This window comes from Roseateles sp. GW835-FHT13E02 (assembly GCF_058794035.1).
The window spans coordinates 129,957-143,468 of record NZ_JBXAGJ010000013.1; the positions used below are offsets into that span (position 1 = coordinate 129,957).

Genomic DNA, 13,512 nt, shown 5'->3' on the forward strand with positions numbered 1-13,512 from the left:
GCCGTTGATTCAGCGCTCGACCTTGCCCTGCGGCGCGCTGCCTGCCGCGTTTTCGTACACCCAGTGCTGAAACAAAGGCGCCAGGTCGCGTCGGCTTTGAGCCTGCATGGCCTGCTGGAAATCGGCCGCTCGCACGCTGCGACCCGCATGGACTTGTGTGTAGTGGCGCAGACCAGCCCAGAATTCCTGCTCTCCCATGTGTTCGAGCAGCGCGACCATGAAGAGCGCACCTTTGCTGTAGTGGATGGCGCGTTTGAGGCTCAGGCTGGGGTAGTCACCCGGCCAGCTCAGAGGTCTGTCGAAGCCGGCGTCGCGCGCGCGTTGCACGCCTCTGTGCATCAGGCCCAGTTCGCGCTGGTAGGCAGCCTCACCCCAGCGGTGTCGCTTCCAGGCGGCGGTCATGAAGGTGGTGATGCCTTCGTTGAGCCAGAAATCACGCCACTCCGCGCAACTGAGCAGATTGCCCCACCACTGGTGGGCCATCTCGTGCGCAATCACCCAGTCTTCTTGCGGTGTTTCCAGAATCGGGTCCAGCATGCGACGCCCAATCAAGGCATAGCTGCTGGCTTCCTGTGCCACGCCGCCCGGCAGCAAGAGCTGGCTGTACACCGGCTGGGGCAGGGCGACGCCCGCTTTCTCGCTGAAGAAGGCCAGCATGGCGGCGCTCGGTGCGAACTTGGCTCGCAAGGTCTCTGTGTCATCGCTGACACCCAGAAAGGCCAGCTCGGGTTGCCCCGTGACACCTGAGTCCATTTGCACGCGGCTGAACCGGCCAGCGGCAAAACCCAGGGTGTAGAGCGGGTAGGGCAGGTCTTGCTGCCAACGCTGCGCGTGCCCCAAGCTGGGCATGCGGCGGCCACTGGCCAGGCTGTCGTAGCCCCCGGGCAGCTCGAGGTTGATCTGGATACTCGCGCGGCTGAGGTCTGTCCCGGCACAAGGCAGCCACTGGCAGCTGTGGAAGGCGGTGTAGACATGCTCCGGGCCGAACACCAGCCCCTCGCCGGCTTGGGCGCGGTAGCGGATGCTCAAGCTCAGCTGCGACTGCTTGGCCGCATGGGCGGGCAGGTCGATCTGCCACCCGTCTTCCGGCCCATCCAGTCGCCTCAAGCGCAAGACCTGACCCGCGAGGCGTGCGGCCGTGATGTCCAGTCGGGGCGAGCGCAGCTGCACGCTGTTCTGCGCCTGGGCTGGGCTTTGCTGCGTCAGCTCGATTTGCGCCTCGCCCTCCAGGGTTTGACGCGCGAAATCAGGTCGCAAGCTCAGGGCGTAGTGCTGGCCCAGCCAGTCCGCATGCCCGGCGCTTGCAAGCAGGGCAAGCAGGCAAGCCATCCCGCACCGGCGCCATATGCGGCCCTGCTCAGTTGCGCGCATGCGTGACCCGGTATTCGCTGACACCGGGAATCTCCATCACATGGTTGGCGAAGCGGGTCAGGGTCTCGCCGCGGAAATTGCGGCGCGCCGTGCAGACGAAGCGCCATTCCTCTCGCCCGCTGCTGGATTCGATGCTCAGCGAACCCGGCGCGAAGCGAAAGCCCAGCTGGTCGGCAAAGGCCGCCAACTCGTCCTGGCGGAACAGCCGCCCCGGCTCACCGCGCAACATCACGGCAATCGCCGGATGCGAGGGCAGGGTGTTTTCCAGCTTGGCGCCCCACATCATCAGGCTGGCGCAGAGCAGGGTCAGCATGATGGCAGCGAAATAGAAGCCCATGCCCACCAGGATGCCGATCGAGGAAGCCGCCCACAGCGATGCGGCCGTGGTCAGGCCGCTGATGTTCATGCCTTCCTTCATGATCACGCCGGCGCACAGGAAGCCGATGCCGGTGACCACGCCCTGGATCACGCGCGTCGGGTCGGCCGAGGGCGGCAGCACGCCGCCGGCCTGCAAGCCGCCGAACCACTGCTGCGGATAGGCCAGCAGGATGATGACGGCGGCCGAGGCCATGCAGACCAGGGCATAGGTGCGCATGCCGGCGGCGCGGCCGTGGTAGGCCCGCTCATAGCCCAACACCAGGCCCAGAATCATGGCGCCCAGCAGGTGCAGCAGCATCAGCACATTGGCCTGCCACTGGGTGGCGGTCCAATAGCGCAGCAGGTGGTCGAGGTCGAGCAAGCTCATCAGCAATCTCCGCGATTTGTCTCTGAAAAGGCCAGGCTCCCTGGCGCGATGCTAGCCCCGCGCGTGCGGGCCTCAGCCAAGAAAAAAGGTCCCGAAGGACCTTTTTCCATGCGCCGTGGTGCGGCTCAGACAGCCAGCAATTCCACCTGGAACAGCAGGGTGGCATTGGGCGGGATCACGCCGCCGGCGCCGCGGGCGCCATAGCCCAGCTCGGCCGGGATCACCAGCATGCGGGTGCCGCCGATCTTCATGCCTTGCACGCCTTCGTCCCAGCCGCGGATCACTTCGCCGCCGGCCAGGTGGAAGCGGAACGGGTCGCCGCGGTCCTTGCTGGAGTCGAACTTCTTGCCCTTGTTGCCGTTCTTGTACAGCCAGCCGGTGTAATGCACGGTGACGCGCTGGCCGGCCTTGGCTTCGGCGCCGTCGCCGACCACGGTGTCTTCGAATTGCAGACCGCTGGGCAGGGCGGTCAGGTTGAGCGAGATCGCCTCTTCACCGCCGGCCAGGGCCAGCAGCTCGACCTCGAACATCAGGGTGGCATTGGGCGGGATCACGCCGCCGGCGCCGCGCGCGCCGTAGCCCAGCTCGGGTGGGATCACCAGCACGCGGGTGCCGCCGATCTTCATGCCTTGCACGCCTTCGTCCCAGCCGCGGATCACCATGCCGCCGTCGAGCTCGAACTTGAAGGGATCGCGGCGGTCCTTGCTGGAGTCGAACTTGGCGCCCTTGACCCAGTTGCCGTCGGCGTCCTTGCTGTAGAGCCAGCCGGTGTAGTGGACGGTGACATCGTGGCCGGACTTGGCCACGGCGCCTTCGCCGACCACGGTGTCTTCAAACTGCAGGCCGCTGGGGGTGGTGTTCATGAATGGGTCCTTCAAAAAGCGGATTCGTCGCCCGGCTGCGCAAGCGGGAGTGCCGGTGCAAGAGGGGATGGCGACGAAGAGGCGGGCATCATGCCATCAAAAGCGCGCCAGCCCTGCACGGCGCTGGCCAGGAACTCGCTGACCGAAGCGCCGGCCAGCTCGGCCGGCAGGCCCAGGGCCGCGCCGGCTTGACGCAAAGCCCGCAATGCATCAGCCGGCGTGTCCAGCACCAGGGCGGCCGCGCCATTCTGTTTGGACAGCTTTTCGCCATGGGCGCCCAGCACCAGGGGCGTGTGCAGATAGCGCGGCGTGGGCAGGCCGAGCAGCTGCTGCAGGCGGATCTGGCGCGGTGTGTTGTCGGCCAGGTCTTCGCCGCGCACCACATCGCTGATGCCTTGCTCGGCATCGTCCACCACCACGGCCAGCTGGTAGGCCCAGAGCCCATCGGCGCGGCGCAGCACGAAGTCGCCCACGGCCAGGGTCAGGTCTTGCGTCTGTGCGCCCAGGCGGCGGTCCTGCCAGTCGATCTGCAGCGAGGCCTCGTTCTGCAGGCCGGTCGTGCTGCGCAGGCGCCAGGCGCGTGGGGGGCGGCCCTGGGTGCCGGCGCGGCAGCTGCCGGGGTAGACCAGCTCGCCGTGGCGCTCAAGCGTGGCGCCGCGGGCCAGCTGGGCCGCGGCAATCTCCTTGCGTGAGCAGGCGCAGCCGTAAGCCCAGCCTTGGGCCTGCAGGCGCGAGAGCGCCGCCTGGTAGAGCGCGCTGCGCTGCGATTGCCACACGGGCGGCTCGTCGGGGTGCAGGCCGCAACGGGCCAGCTGATCGAGGATGAAGCGGTCGGCGCCAGGCGGGCAGCGCGGGCCGTCCACATCTTCGATGCGCAGCAGCCAGCGGCCGCCCTGGGCCCGGGCATCGAGCCAGCTGGCCAGGGCCGCGACCAGGGAGCCGGCATGCAGCGGGCCGGTGGGTGAGGGGGCGAAGCGGCCGACATAGCCGCCGGATACCTTGGTGCTCGGCATCAGAGCAACAGCCCCTCATGCTGCTCCAGCAGGGCGCGGCGGGTGGCGCTGCTTTGCAGCTGGCTCAGCCACCAGGCCAGGGCGCGGGCCGGCGGCTGGCCGTTGTCACGCCAGGCGTAGTGCATGGGCACGACGCGCGGCTCCTGATCGCTTGGTTTGTGCACCAGGCGGCCGGCCTCGATCTGACGGCGCACCATGGGCGTGGGCAGTGAGCCGCAGCCGAGGCCGCGCATCAGCGCCTCCAGCTTGGCCGCCATCGAGGGCATGGTCAGCACCTCCTGGCCCGGCAGCACGCCCACGGTGCGCGGGGCCAGGCTGCGGGCCGTGTCGGCCACGGCGATGATGCGGTGCTGGGCGATCTGCGCGGCGCTCAGCGGCGTCGGCGCGCTGGCCAGCGCGTGGTGCGGTGCGACGCAGAGGATCATCTCCATATCGCCGAGCAGCTCGCATTTGAAGCCGGCGCTGGGCGGCTGGGTCGAGGTGCCGATGGCCAGATCGGCCTGGCCCGACATCAGCGCCTCCCAGGTGCCCACCATCACCTCCACGCGCAGCTTGAGCCGGGTTGGCGGGGCCTGGCCGGCTTCGTCGCGCAGCTGGTAGAAGGCCTCCATCAGGTCAAAGATGGCGCGGCGGGCGATGGCGTCGTCGATGGCAATCGTCAGCTCGCTTTCCCAGCCGGTGGCGATGCGGCGCACGCGGTTGGCCACGGCGTCCATCTCCTGCAGGAGGCGCCGGCCTTCGAACAGCAGCTCCTGGCCGGCGGCGGTCAACTCGGCCTGGCGGCTGCGGCGGTCGAAGAGCAGCACATCGAGTGCTTCTTCGAGCTGGCGCACGCTGTAGGTCAGGGCCGAGGGCACACGCCCCATCTCTCGGGCTGCGGCGGCAAAGCTGCCGGTGCGGGCGATGGTGTCCATCATGGCCAGGGCTTCGGGGGTCAGGGCGCGGCGTTTGTCGAGGGGGTTGGGCATGCCTTCATCTTATTTGAATGATGGCTTCAAGTGCCCAGCGCCCAGCGCAGGAGCAAGGCTTCTACAGTGTGTCCATGCCGCGCCGATGGCGCGCCCCAACAGGAGAAAGACATGCTTGAACTGATCAAATCGTCTGAACGCGGCTTTGCCGACCATGGCTGGCTGAAGTCGTTTCACAGCTTTTCTTTCGCCGATTACTACGACCCCAGCCGCATGGGTTTTGGCGATCTGCGCGTGATCAACGAAGACCGCATCGCCGCCGGCACCGGCTTCGGCACCCATGGCCATCGCGACATGGAAATCATCAGTTATGTGCTCTCGGGCGAGCTGGCCCACCAGGACAGCATGGGCAATGGCGCCCCTGGTGGTAGCGGCCACGACGGCGTGATCCGCCCCGGCGATGTGCAGCGCATGAGCGCCGGCAGCGGCGTGCGCCACAGCGAGTTCAACCATGCCGAGGGCCAGAGCACGCATTTTCTGCAGATCTGGATCGAGCCCAACCAGCGCGGTGTGGCGCCCAGCTACGAGCAGCGGCATTTCGCGACCGAGGAGAAGCGCGGCCGCCTGCGCCTGGTGGCCTCGGGCGAGGCCGGTGCGGATGCGGTTTTCATCCACGCCAATGCCCAACTCTATGCCGGCTTGTTTGATGGGCCTGAGCAGGCCGAGCTGCCGCTGCAGCCGGGGCGCATCGCCTATGTGCACCTAATCCGCGGCAGCTTGAACGTCAATGGCCAGAGCCTGCAGGGCGGTGATGCGCTGCAGCTGCGCGGTGAAGATGCCGTGCGCCTGGCGCAAGGGCAGGACGCCGAGGTGCTGGTCTTCGATCTGGCGCCCTGACCTAGCGTTGGCGGCGCGCGTGCTCATGCGTTTTTTTGGCGATGCGCGCCCGCCAATGCCTCTACAGTCGAGGCCATGAAGACCTTGTTTTCCGCCCTGTCCCTGCTGCCGCTGATCGATTGGTTGGCGCTGTTCGTGTTCTTTGCCGGCTGGATCGGCTATGCCGTGTTTGCCAAGCGCCAGTCGCAGTTCCATGGCTCGCTGCTGGCCGCCACCAACCGCGAGCGCACGCGCTGGATGATGCAGGTCACCTACCGCGAGGTGCGGGTGATCGACGGGGTGGTGGTGCAGAACCTGTCCACCAGCCCGTCCTTCTTTGCCTCGACCACCATCCTGATCATCGGCGGCCTGCTGGCCGTGCTGGGTGCGGGCGACAAGGCCACCGAGCTGGTGCGCGAGCTGCCGTTTGCGGCCCGCACCTCGGACCTGGTGTTCGAGATGAAGCTGGTGCTGCTGACGGCCATCTTCGTCTACGCCTTTTTCCGCTTCACCTGGAGCATGCGCCAGTACACCTTTGGCGCCCTGCTGGTGGGTGCGGCGCCCGAGGCCGAGCAGTTCGAAAAAGGTGGGCTGTCGCGCGAGGCCTTCGCCCAGCGCGCCGGACGGGTCATGGGCCTGGCGGCCGAGACCTTCAACGACGGCCTGCGCGCCTACTACCTGAGCTTCGCGGCCATCGCCTGGTTCTTCTCACCTCTGGCCCTGATGGGCGCGACGGTGGGCGTGATCTATGTGCTCTACCAGCGCGAGTTCCACTCGGACGTGCTGGAGGTGCTGCGCGATGAAGCCTCGGGCGCCTGAGCGCCCCGGGCTGTCTTACTTCAAACCGCCGCTGAGGAACTGCTGCAGGCGTTGGCTGTTGGGCTTGCTCAGCACCTCGCGCGGCTTGCCTTCTTCCTCGACCTTGCCCTGGTGCAGGAACAAGGTGTAGTTGGACACCTCGCGCGCAAAACCCATCTCGTGAGTGACCACGATCATGGTGCGGCCTTCGGCGGCCAGATCGCGCATGACCTTGAGCACCTCGCCGACCAGCTCGGGGTCGAGGGCCGAGGTCGGCTCGTCGAACAGCATCACCTCGGGCTCGACCGCCAGGGCGCGGGCGATGGCCACGCGTTGTTGCTCGCCGCCCGAGAGCTGGGCCGGGTAGACATCCTTGCGGTGCGAGACGCCCACGCGGGCCAGCAAGGCCTCGGCCTTGGCGATGGCCTCGGCCTTGGGCACGCCCAACACATGGACCGGCGCTTCGATCACGTTCTCCAGCACCGTGCGATGGGCCCAGAGGTTGAAGTTCTGGAACACCATGGCCAGGCGCGCGCGCCAGAGCTGCAGCTGCTTGGCATCGGCCGCCTTGAGGCTGCCGTCGCGGTCGCGCACCAGTTTGAGCTCTTCGCCGCGCAGGGACAGGCGGCCCTCGTAGGGCTGCTCCAGCAGGTTCAGGCAGCGCAGAAAGGTGCTCTTGCCGGAACCGGAGGAGCCGATCAGGGTGATCACATCGCCCTTTTTGGCGGACAGGGACACGCCTTTCAGCACCTCACGTTCGCCGTAGCGCTTGTGCAGGTTGTCGACGATGAGGCTGGCGGTCTGGGTATCGGGCACGGTGGACATCTCGGGGAGTTTCTTGGTTCTCAGGCGCCCAGCAGCTTGCCGGTGCGCAGGGCCTGCAGGCCGGCCACCTTGGCCACGCGCATGCCGGCAGGCGCGAAGCGCACGAAATCGCGTGCGAAGAACAGGCCGTCCACCGGGCTCTTGAGCTCGGTCACGGCATTGCTGATCGGGTCGATCACATGGGCCAGCACATCTCCAGCGGCCACGGTTTCGCCAGGCTCGCGCATAAAGGTCAGGACGCCCGCCACCGGGGCCTTGATCGGCATGCTGCCGGCCAGCGGGCGGGCGTCGCCCACGGCCTCGGGCAGGGCGGGCTTATCGCCGCTGATCAGGCCGCGGTAGATCAGGAAATCGATGATGTTCTGCGCATCGGCCTCGGCCAGGGCGTGCTCGACGTCGGCCGCGCCACGCAGCTCGACGGTGACCGACAGGCAGGCTTGCTTGATCGGGAATTGGCCCTCGAAGCGCTTCGCCCATTTCCACCAGGTCTGCGAGCAGGCCTCGTCGAAGGGTGAATCGCCGCTCTCCTGGGCCAGCAGGGTCACGCGCGAGCGTATGAAACGGGCCAGCACCTCGCACTCGGGCCAGCAAGGCGTCTCGGTGTAGAGGTGCATCACGGCCTGGGCGTCGCAGTGCAGGTCGAGCACGATGTCGGCGTCGCAGCTCAGGCTCATCAGGGTGCGGCGCAGGGACTGCAACTCGGTGTCCACCGGCGCGGCGGCCACGGCTTTTTTCAGTTCGCGGCGCAGCACGCGGGTGTTGTGGTCGGCGTCCTGGCTCAGCTGGCTTTCCGCCGCCTGGGCCGTGGCTTCGATCTGGTCGGGGTAGTGGCGGTTGAAGTTCTCGCCCGTGGTGGTCTCGAAGCGACCCATGTGCATGTACAGCATCTGCTGCGACAGGCCGATGGGGTTGGCCATGGGCACCAGGATCACCTCGCCGGTGATGCGGCCGGCGGCCTGCAGCACATCGAGCTTCTTGCGCAGGTGGTGGGCGACCAGCATGCCGGGCAGCTCATCGGCATGGAGCGAGGCCTGGATGTAGGCCTTCTGGCCGATGCGCTCGCCGGCCGGCTGGCCGTAGTGGATGGAGATCAGCTCGCGCTGCGTGCCCGGGGCCGGGGAAATCAGGGGATGGGTCTGGATCTGCATGGGAAGGCGTCGTCGGGTTCGGGGGTCAGCGCGGCATCAAGGGCTTGAGCCAGCGCGCCTCGGCCTTGTGGAACAAGGCCACCAGGCTCAGGGTCATCAGGAAGTAGAAGACCGCGGCGGTGATGAAAGCCTCGAAAGGGATGTAGTAGGTCGAGTTGACCTGGCGCGCCGCGCCGGTCAGGTCCATGATGGTGACGATGCTGGCCAGCGAGGTGCCGTGCAGCATGAAGATCGCCTCATTGCTGTAGGCCGGCAGTGAGCGGCGCAGGGCCGAGGGCAGGACGATGCGGCGGAACATCACCCAGCGGCTCATGCCCAGCGACTTGGCTGCTTCGATCTCACCGGCGGGCAGGGCACGGATGCTGCCGGCGATGATCTCGGTGGTGTAGGCGCCGGTGTTGAGCACAAAGCTCAGGCAGGCGCAGAACCAGGCCGAGCTCAGCCAGGGCCAGGCAAAGCTCTCGCGCACCGCCTCGAACTGGGCCAGGCCGTAATAGATCAAAAACAGCTGCACCAGCATGGGCGTGCCGCGGAACACATAGGTGTAGAGCCAGATCACGCGCGAGATCCAGCTGTTCTGCAAGCTGCGCAGCACACCCAGGGGCACGGCGATCAGCAGGCCCAGCAGCAGTGAAATCACCAGCAGCTCGAAGGTGGCCAGGGCTCCGCTGAAGTAGAGCGGCAGGTTTTCTTGAATCGCTTCCAGGTTCACAGCGTCCCCTTGCGCACACCGATGGAGAAGCGCTTTTCCAGCCAGTTGAAGATCAGCTCCGACACGCTGGTGAAACTCAGGTAGATCAGGGCCACGGCCAGGTAAAAGACAAAGGGCTCGCGGGTCGAGCCGGCCGCTTGCTGGCCGCGCGTCATCAGGTCGGACAGGCCGATCACCGAGACGATGGCAGTGCTCTTGATCAGCACCAGCCAGTTGTTGGACAGGCCGGGCAGGGCATGGCGAAACATCTGCGGCAGGGTGATGCGCCAGGCGATCTGCCAGCCGCTCAGGCCGTAGGCCAGGCCGGCCTCGCGCTGCCCCGGCGGCACGGCCAGGAAGGCGCCGCGGAAGGCCTCGGTCAGGTAGGCGCCGAAGATGAAGCCGATGGTCAGCACCCCGGCGACATAGGGGTTGATGTCGATGTACTCCTCATGGCCCAGCCTGAGGGCGATCTCGTTCACGGCCACCTGGCCGCCATAGAAGATCAGCAGCATCAGCACCAGATCGGGAACGCCGCGGATCAGCGTGGTGTAGAGGTAGGCCAGACCGCGTGCGAAGCGGAATTTGGAGAGCTTGGCGATGGCGCCCAGCAAACCCAGGGCCATGGCCATCGCCAAAGAGGCCAGGGCCACGCTCAGCGTGACCCCGGCTCCCTCCAGCAGGCTGTTCAGAAAGCCATGCAGGAACATCGAAAACGTCGCCTTTTACTTCGGGCTTACTTCTTGGGGGCGATGTCGTACGAGAAGTACTTGTCGTTGAGCTTCTTGAAGGTGCCGTTGGCGGCCACGGCGGCAATCGCGTCGTTGAACTTCTTGCCCAGGGTGGCGGCATCGGCCTTGCGCATGCCCACGCCCGAGCCCACGCCGAAGTACTTTACATCGTCATAGCTGGGGCCAACGAAGGCGAAACCCTTGCCTTCGGGCTTGGCCAGGAAACCTTGGTCGATGGCGACCAGGTCGGCCAGGGTCAGGTCGATGCGGCCCGACTTCAGGTCCAGGAAGGCCTGGTCTTGCGAGGCGTAGCGCACGATCTGGCTTTGCTTGAAGGTGGCGTCCACGAACTTTTCATGGATGGTGGCGCGCTGCACACCGATCTTCTTGCCCTTGAGGCCGGCGGGCGAGACGTCCAGCTTGGCGTCGGCCTTGGCGGCGAAGCGGGCCGGGGTGTTGTAGTAGGCGTTGGAGAAGGCAATGGTCTTCTTGCGCTCGTCGGTGATGGAGACCGAGGCGATGATGGCGTCGACCTTGCGCGCTTGCAGGGCCGGGATCAGGCCGTCGAAGTCTTGCTGCACCAGGGTGCACTCGGCCTTGATTTCGGCGCAGTAGGCCAGGGCCAGGTCGATCTCGAAGCCTTTGAGCTTGCCGTCGGCACCCACTTCAGAGAAGGGGGGGTAGGCGCCTTCCACACCGATGCGGATCTTTTTCCAGTCCGGGGCTTGGGCTTGGGCGGCGAACGAGCCACAAGCCAGGGCGATGAAGGTGCTCAGGGCAATCAGTTGGCGTTTTTGCATGGCCTCTCCTAGAGGGTTCAAAAAGGGAAGGGTTGATCTTGCATTGCTTCGCATCGCTTGCTACCTAGGGTTTGAGCGTATGCAAGAACTCGAGCACCGGCTTTAGCGAGGCGGCGGGGTCTTCTTCCTGGGGCACATGGCCCAGGCCCGGCAGCAGCACCAGGCGGCTGCCGGCGATGTCGCGGGCGAAGGCTTGGCCGTCGCTGGGGGGCAGCAGGCGGTCGCGTTCGCCCCACAGAATCAAGGTGGGCAGGCGCAGCTTCGGGATCAGGCCGGCTTGCTCGCCACCGCCCCACTGGGCCAGGCGCTGGCGCAGGGCGGTGCGATTGCCGGCCCGCAGCGTCAGCTCAAAGTAACGGTCCACCAGCGGAGCGTTGACCCGCTCGGGCTGGCCGTAGACCTGGCGCAGGCTGAACTCGACCAGCTTGCGCGGCAGCAGGTGGTCGCTCAGCGGCCCGATCAGGGGCAGGGCGCTGACCCGCCAGGCCAGCGGCACATCGCGCGGTGCCAAGGGGTAGCCGGCGGCATCCACCAGGATCAGGGCAGCCACCCGTTGCGGCTGTGCGGCCGCGAACTGCCAGGCGATCTGCCCGCCCAGGGAATTGCCGCCGAGGATGACGCGCTCGAGCTTCAGGTGGTCGAGCAGGGCCGCGAGGAACTTCTGATAGGCCGCGTCGCGGTAGTCGCCGCTGGGGCTGGGGCCGCTGAGGCCGAAGCCAGGCAGGTCCACGCTGATGACGCGGCGCTCGCGGCTGAGCGCCTTCACCCAGCCCTCCCAGGTGTGCAGGCTGCTGCTGGTGCCATGCAGCAGCAGGATGGGTGTCGGGTCGGCGGCCGGGCCCTGGTCGCGGAGGTGGATGGGCTGGCCGCCCAGCTCGATGAAATCCGAGGGTGGTGGCGCCCATTGCGGCACCAGGCTTTCCAGGCTGCGGTCAGGCGCCTTGCTGGCGCCAAAGAGCAGGGCGGCGATGAACAGCAGGGCGCCGAACACGCGCAGGCCCCAGGCCGCCAGGCGCTGTGCAGCGCTTGGGGTCGGTGCCAGCTCGGCCGGGCCAGGTGTTCGCAGGCTCATGCCTTTTCAGCGGCTGGCCGGTGCGCGGTGGGCCTCGCTGGCCGGGCGCTGGATCTCGGTGGCCGGCTCCAGCGCGGCGCCCAGGGCCTCGCGCTGGTCGAAGACAAAGCAGCTGCCCTGGTAATGCGGGCCGCCGGTTTCCTCAAAGTACTTGAGGATGCCGCCTTCGAGCTGATAGACCGGGCCGTCCAGGTCTTGCTGCTGCAGATAGATGGCGGCCTTCTCGCAGCGGATGCCGCCGGTGCAAAAGCTGACCACGGTCTTGCCCATCAGCTCCTCGCGGTGCGCCTGCACGGCCTCGGGGAACTCGCTGAACTTGCTGATGCGCCAGTCGATCGCGCCCTCGAAGGTGCCGTAATCCACCTCGAAAGCATTGCGCGTGTCCAGGGGCACCACCGGCCGGCCTTCGTCGTCATGGCCCTGGTCCAGCCAGCGGGCCAGGGTGGCGGCGGGCAGGGCCGGCGCACGCGCTTGCTGATCCGGGCGGATAGTCGGGTGGTTCATGCGGATGATCTCCGGCTTCACCTTGACCAGCAGCTTCTTGAAGGGCACCGCTTCGCTCCAGCTTTCCTTGGGGGCCAGGTCGGCAAAGCGCGCGTCCTGGCGCAGGGCATTCACCCAGGCGTGAACGGCTTCGCCCGGGCCGGCCAGAAAGAGATTGATGCCTTCTTCCGCCAGCAGCACCGTGCCCTTGAGGGCCAGGTCTTGCGCATGGGCCAGCAGTTGCTCGCGCAGCTCGGCGCAGTCCGGCAGGGGCACGAACTTGTAGGCCGAGATGTTGAGGATGGGCGGGTGGCTGGAGATCGACATGGTCGTGAGATTGTAGGCAGGGGTCGAAGCGGCCTCAGAGTCGAGGTGTCGGTGTTCCAATCACGGCATGGACACCTCTTTGCAGAATTTCGAGAACCGCCTGGTCGATCTGGAGATCAAGGCTTCGTTCACCGAAGACCTGGTCGAGCAACTCAACCAGGTGATCGTGCGGCAGCAACAGCAGATCGACGCGCTGACCCGCGAAGTGCTGGCCTTGCGCGAGCGCCCGGCGGCCGATGCCGGCGGGCCGGCCTTTCGCAGCTTGCGCGACGAGCTGCCGCCACATTACTGAGGCTGCGCGCGGCCCGGTCGGGCTCAGTGCAGGGGCTCGCCGTCCGGCGCGCCGGCCATGCCGACGCTGAACACCGCCTCGCCCAGGCTGCCGGCCTCGATTTCCTCGGCCGTGGCCTCGCGCACATCGCGCACCTTGATGTACATGCGCAGGCCCACGCCGGCCAGCGGGTGGTTGCCGTCCAGCACCACATGCTCGGGGTAGGTTTCGGTCACGGTGAAGATCAGGCCGTCGGGCATGTCTTCGGTGACGGCACCTTCGGGCAGGCCTTCGATCTGCATGCCTGCTTCCACGCCATCGGGGAAGAGGCTGCGGGATTCAAAGCAGACCAGATTGGAGTCGTAATCGCCGAAGGCGTGCTCGGGCTCCAGGGCCACGGCCGCTTCAAAGCCGGTTTCCTGACCGGCCAGGGCTTCTTCGACCTTGGCGAACAGATCGCTGCCGCCGTAGAAAAACTCCAGCGGCTCGGCCAGTTCGTCGATCAGCTGACCTTGGGCGTCTTCGAGTCTCCAGCTCAGGGAGACCACACAGGGGGCGGAAATTTGCATGGCCGAATTGTCCCACAAGGG

16 protein-coding genes and 1 pseudogene are annotated in these 13,512 nt (G+C 66.8%); 3 read left to right on the plus strand and 14 right to left on the minus strand.

Going from position 1 to position 13,512, the window contains the following annotated elements:
* Positions 1 to 9: 9 nt before the first annotated feature.
* From AC1Q6P_RS14355 to AC1Q6P_RS14380, 6 genes and pseudogenes are all read right to left on the minus strand, one after another.
* Positions 10 to 1,329: a M1 family aminopeptidase gene (locus AC1Q6P_RS14355; protein WP_492664570.1), complete on the minus strand. Its 1,320-nt coding sequence runs from the start codon at positions 1,327 to 1,329 to the stop codon at positions 10 to 12.
* A gap of 28 nt (positions 1,330 to 1,357) precedes the next feature.
* Positions 1,358 to 2,116, minus strand: a complete 759-nt coding sequence (locus AC1Q6P_RS14360) for an MgtC/SapB family protein (protein WP_492664569.1) — start codon at positions 2,114 to 2,116, stop codon at positions 1,358 to 1,360.
* 125 nt (positions 2,117 to 2,241) lie between these two features.
* Positions 2,242 to 2,589, minus strand: a complete 348-nt coding sequence (locus AC1Q6P_RS14365) for an FKBP-type peptidyl-prolyl cis-trans isomerase (RefSeq protein ID WP_223696805.1) — start codon at positions 2,587 to 2,589, stop codon at positions 2,242 to 2,244.
* A gap of 30 nt (positions 2,590 to 2,619) precedes the next feature.
* A pseudogene (locus AC1Q6P_RS14370) lies at positions 2,620 to 2,979 on the minus strand (FKBP-type peptidyl-prolyl cis-trans isomerase); the annotation flags it as partial.
* A gap of 11 nt (positions 2,980 to 2,990) precedes the next feature.
* Positions 2,991 to 3,992: a tRNA glutamyl-Q(34) synthetase GluQRS gene (gluQRS, locus tag AC1Q6P_RS14375; RefSeq protein ID WP_492664568.1), complete on the minus strand. Its 1,002-nt coding sequence runs from the start codon at positions 3,990 to 3,992 to the stop codon at positions 2,991 to 2,993.
* Complete coding sequence (locus AC1Q6P_RS14380) at positions 3,992 to 4,960, minus strand: LysR substrate-binding domain-containing protein (protein ID WP_102767023.1); 969 nt, start codon at positions 4,958 to 4,960, stop codon at positions 3,992 to 3,994. Before AC1Q6P_RS14380 ends, gluQRS begins: the two co-directional genes overlap by 1 nt.
* A 111-nt stretch (positions 4,961 to 5,071) precedes the next feature.
* On the opposite strand from AC1Q6P_RS14380, the gene AC1Q6P_RS14385 reads away from it, so the two are divergent.
* Positions 5,072 to 5,797: a pirin family protein gene (locus AC1Q6P_RS14385; RefSeq protein ID WP_102767022.1), complete on the plus strand. Its 726-nt coding sequence runs from the start codon at positions 5,072 to 5,074 to the stop codon at positions 5,795 to 5,797.
* Between the two features lie 75 nt (positions 5,798 to 5,872).
* Positions 5,873 to 6,595: a DUF599 domain-containing protein gene (locus AC1Q6P_RS14390; RefSeq protein ID WP_102767021.1), complete on the plus strand. Its 723-nt coding sequence runs from the start codon at positions 5,873 to 5,875 to the stop codon at positions 6,593 to 6,595.
* A gap of 15 nt (positions 6,596 to 6,610) precedes the next feature.
* Here AC1Q6P_RS14390 and AC1Q6P_RS14395 read toward each other — a convergent pair whose 3' ends face one another.
* From AC1Q6P_RS14395 to AC1Q6P_RS14425, 7 genes are all read right to left on the minus strand, one after another.
* Entirely contained in the window at positions 6,611 to 7,399 is a 789-nt protein-coding gene (locus AC1Q6P_RS14395) for an ABC transporter ATP-binding protein (RefSeq protein WP_492664567.1), read from the minus strand.
* A 20-nt stretch (positions 7,400 to 7,419) separates the two neighbouring features.
* Positions 7,420 to 8,547 carry a succinylglutamate desuccinylase/aspartoacylase family protein gene (locus AC1Q6P_RS14400; RefSeq protein ID WP_492664566.1) on the minus strand — a complete coding sequence of 376 codons (1,128 nt, stop codon included), beginning with the start codon at positions 8,545 to 8,547 and terminating at the stop codon, positions 7,420 to 7,422.
* Positions 8,548 to 8,572: 25 nt separating this feature from the next.
* Complete coding sequence (locus tag AC1Q6P_RS14405; RefSeq protein WP_102767018.1) at positions 8,573 to 9,259, minus strand: ABC transporter permease; 687 nt, start codon at positions 9,257 to 9,259, stop codon at positions 8,573 to 8,575.
* A complete protein-coding gene (locus AC1Q6P_RS14410; protein WP_492664565.1) occupies positions 9,256 to 9,948 on the minus strand; it encodes an ABC transporter permease in 693 nt (230 codons plus the stop codon). The genes AC1Q6P_RS14405 and AC1Q6P_RS14410 overlap by 4 nt, the downstream gene beginning before the upstream one ends.
* A 26-nt stretch (positions 9,949 to 9,974) precedes the next feature.
* Positions 9,975 to 10,769 carry an ABC transporter substrate-binding protein gene (locus tag AC1Q6P_RS14415; RefSeq protein WP_102767016.1) on the minus strand — a complete coding sequence of 265 codons (795 nt, stop codon included), beginning with the start codon at positions 10,767 to 10,769 and terminating at the stop codon, positions 9,975 to 9,977.
* A 64-nt stretch (positions 10,770 to 10,833) separates the two neighbouring features.
* Positions 10,834 to 11,841 (minus strand): alpha/beta fold hydrolase, encoded by a 1,008-nt coding sequence (locus AC1Q6P_RS14420; RefSeq protein WP_492664564.1) that lies wholly within the window; start codon positions 11,839 to 11,841, stop codon positions 10,834 to 10,836.
* 6 nt (positions 11,842 to 11,847) lie between these two features.
* Entirely contained in the window at positions 11,848 to 12,651 is an 804-nt protein-coding gene (locus AC1Q6P_RS14425; protein WP_492664563.1) for a sulfurtransferase, read from the minus strand.
* Positions 12,652 to 12,718: 67 nt separating this feature from the next.
* Here AC1Q6P_RS14425 and AC1Q6P_RS14430 point away from each other — a divergent pair, with 67 nt between their 5' ends.
* Positions 12,719 to 12,943 carry a SlyX family protein gene (locus tag AC1Q6P_RS14430; RefSeq protein ID WP_102767014.1) on the plus strand — a complete coding sequence of 75 codons (225 nt, stop codon included), beginning with the start codon at positions 12,719 to 12,721 and terminating at the stop codon, positions 12,941 to 12,943.
* A 23-nt stretch (positions 12,944 to 12,966) separates the two neighbouring features.
* On the opposite strand, the gene AC1Q6P_RS14435 is transcribed toward AC1Q6P_RS14430, so the two are convergent.
* Positions 12,967 to 13,491: an FKBP-type peptidyl-prolyl cis-trans isomerase gene (locus tag AC1Q6P_RS14435; RefSeq protein WP_102769485.1), complete on the minus strand. Its 525-nt coding sequence runs from the start codon at positions 13,489 to 13,491 to the stop codon at positions 12,967 to 12,969.
* Between the last annotated feature and the right edge of the window lie 21 nt (positions 13,492 to 13,512).

Excerpts from the sequence above, each read along its gene's own strand:
- AC1Q6P_RS14390 (WP_102767021.1), top strand. The coding sequence starts at position 5,873 with ATGAAGACCTTGTTTTCCGCCCTGTCCCTGCTGCCGCTGATCGATTGG.
- AC1Q6P_RS14425 (WP_492664563.1), bottom strand. The coding sequence starts at position 12,651 with ATGTCGATCTCCAGCCACCCGCCCATCCTCAACATCTCGGCCTACAAG.
- AC1Q6P_RS14400 (WP_492664566.1), bottom strand. The coding sequence starts at position 8,547 with ATGCAGATCCAGACCCATCCCCTGATTTCCCCGGCCCCGGGCACGCAG.
- AC1Q6P_RS14415 (WP_102767016.1), bottom strand. The coding sequence starts at position 10,769 with ATGCAAAAACGCCAACTGATTGCCCTGAGCACCTTCATCGCCCTGGCT.
- AC1Q6P_RS14355 (WP_492664570.1), bottom strand. The coding sequence starts at position 1,329 with ATGGCTTGCCTGCTTGCCCTGCTTGCAAGCGCCGGGCATGCGGACTGG.
- AC1Q6P_RS14410 (WP_492664565.1), bottom strand. The coding sequence starts at position 9,948 with ATGTTCCTGCATGGCTTTCTGAACAGCCTGCTGGAGGGAGCCGGGGTC.
- AC1Q6P_RS14395 (WP_492664567.1), bottom strand. The coding sequence starts at position 7,399 with ATGTCCACCGTGCCCGATACCCAGACCGCCAGCCTCATCGTCGACAAC.
- AC1Q6P_RS14430 (WP_102767014.1), top strand. The coding sequence starts at position 12,719 with ATGGACACCTCTTTGCAGAATTTCGAGAACCGCCTGGTCGATCTGGAG.
- AC1Q6P_RS14420 (WP_492664564.1), bottom strand. The coding sequence starts at position 11,841 with ATGAGCCTGCGAACACCTGGCCCGGCCGAGCTGGCACCGACCCCAAGC.
- AC1Q6P_RS14380 (WP_102767023.1), bottom strand. The coding sequence starts at position 4,960 with ATGCCCAACCCCCTCGACAAACGCCGCGCCCTGACCCCCGAAGCCCTG.
- AC1Q6P_RS14360 (WP_492664569.1), bottom strand. The coding sequence starts at position 2,116 with ATGAGCTTGCTCGACCTCGACCACCTGCTGCGCTATTGGACCGCCACC.
- AC1Q6P_RS14385 (WP_102767022.1), top strand. The coding sequence starts at position 5,072 with ATGCTTGAACTGATCAAATCGTCTGAACGCGGCTTTGCCGACCATGGC.
- AC1Q6P_RS14435 (WP_102769485.1), bottom strand. The coding sequence starts at position 13,491 with ATGCAAATTTCCGCCCCCTGTGTGGTCTCCCTGAGCTGGAGACTCGAA.
- gluQRS (WP_492664568.1), bottom strand. The coding sequence starts at position 3,992 with ATGCCGAGCACCAAGGTATCCGGCGGCTATGTCGGCCGCTTCGCCCCC.